Genomic DNA, 1,356 nt, shown 5'->3' with positions numbered 1-1,356 from the left:
ACTGTTTGAACTTTTTCATAAATAATTTTCCTCTTTTTTGGCGAAAAAAGGATAACTTATTTTCAGTTAACCCCTTCTTATCGCTTCTTCAAGAAAATTGCATTTATGATTTGAACTTAGGTAATATAAAGAGCAGCACTCTTAATTACAATGATTGATTAATTTTATATATGTAAGTAAATTATGCGGCATCTTCAAAAGCTAAGAAATTTGCTACTTCTAAAATTGGGAAAATATATCTTGCTTTTTGGGAGTTTCCTATTCTTCTATATCTAATAGGTAAGGTATTATTTGTTATAAGTGTATCCAAAGAAGTGAGGGAATAAAAAGGAGATTCAAGCCTCCGTAAATTTAAATGTTTTTACTATAGAGACTTGGTACCTGATACCATTCGACAACTTTTTAAAATTTTAGTGATTGAAATTTATATCTAAAGAGATACCAACTAAATCTGGTATATCTTCAGATAAATATCAATGGATTTTAAAAGTTATAAAATATTTACTATGTGCCTTGTTATAGGCACATATTTATATGTTATTCTCTTCTTTTATGAGCTTCATTATATACTTTCATTCCCTCTCTTTTGCCAATAGCTATAACTTTAACAACTAAAATATCATCAACAATCTCATAGACTATACGAACCTGCTTTTTGGCAACATAGACTTTCCTCAAACCTGAGAGGTTCATATTGTTCTTGTTGCCAAGAAGTTGACCAAGTTCTGGTGAGACTTTTATCTTCTCTAATTTTTTAAAGACTTCAATGCGAACAGAGTTGTTCAGCTGTTTTAGATCCTCTTCGACAAGAGGATGGTAAATAATCTTATACATCTTTTATAGCTGACTTTTGCTTATACCAAATTTGGCAGCCATGTCATCTTCAGATATATACTCTGAGAGAGGTGTCTCTTTTCTTTTTTGAATCATATTATAAATTTCACTGTGCTCGGCAAGTTCCATTGTCTCTTCAAGAGCTTTGAGTCTTTCATATTCATCTGTTGAGATAACAACAGCTTCAAGTTTGTTGTTTTTAAGGATCCCTATCTTTTCAAGAGAATGTGCTTTTATGCTGCTAACTACACTTCCTATCTGTTTTGTAAAGTCTGTAATGGAGAATAGTTCATTTTGTGCATATTTAACCATTTCATTGTCCTTATATAATTTACTAGTTAATTTCATTGTTAATATTATACTCTATTTTAGTGTTATTGTAAAATATAACAGAGGTGACATGTCAAACGAACCCTAAAAATTTGCACTAAAAAGTAAAAAAAAGTTACAATTTGAAACTTAAACCACCTCTTTGTTTTGCCCTGTTTTATTTGAAGATTTTGATCCAAACTTATATAAATC

Annotated in this window: 2 protein-coding genes; both read right to left on the bottom strand. The window is 29.9% G+C overall.

The window, feature by feature from the left end:
- Positions 1 to 537: 537 nt before the first annotated feature.
- Positions 538 to 834, bottom strand: coding sequence for a type II toxin-antitoxin system RelE/ParE family toxin (locus MNY27_RS10845; RefSeq protein ID WP_152184949.1), 297 nt, complete (start codon positions 832 to 834; stop codon positions 538 to 540).
- Between the two features lie 3 nt (positions 835 to 837).
- Positions 838 to 1,146: a type II toxin-antitoxin system Phd/YefM family antitoxin gene (locus MNY27_RS10840; RefSeq protein WP_152184950.1), complete on the bottom strand. Its 309-nt coding sequence runs from the start codon at positions 1,144 to 1,146 to the stop codon at positions 838 to 840.
- Positions 1,147 to 1,356: the final 210 nt, after the last annotated feature.

This window comes from Sulfurimonas sp. NWX79 (genome assembly GCF_039667035.1).
In the GTDB taxonomy this organism is placed as follows: domain Bacteria; phylum Campylobacterota; class Campylobacteria; order Campylobacterales; family Sulfurimonadaceae; genus Sulfurimonas; species Sulfurimonas indica.
Note: the sequence above shows the minus strand (reverse complement) of the source record. Positions and strands in the feature narration are given on the sequence as shown.

Excerpts from the sequence above, each read along its gene's own strand:
- MNY27_RS10845 (WP_152184949.1), bottom strand. The coding sequence starts at position 834 with ATGTATAAGATTATTTACCATCCTCTTGTCGAAGAGGATCTAAAACAG.
- MNY27_RS10840 (WP_152184950.1), bottom strand. The coding sequence starts at position 1,146 with ATGGTTAAATATGCACAAAATGAACTATTCTCCATTACAGACTTTACA.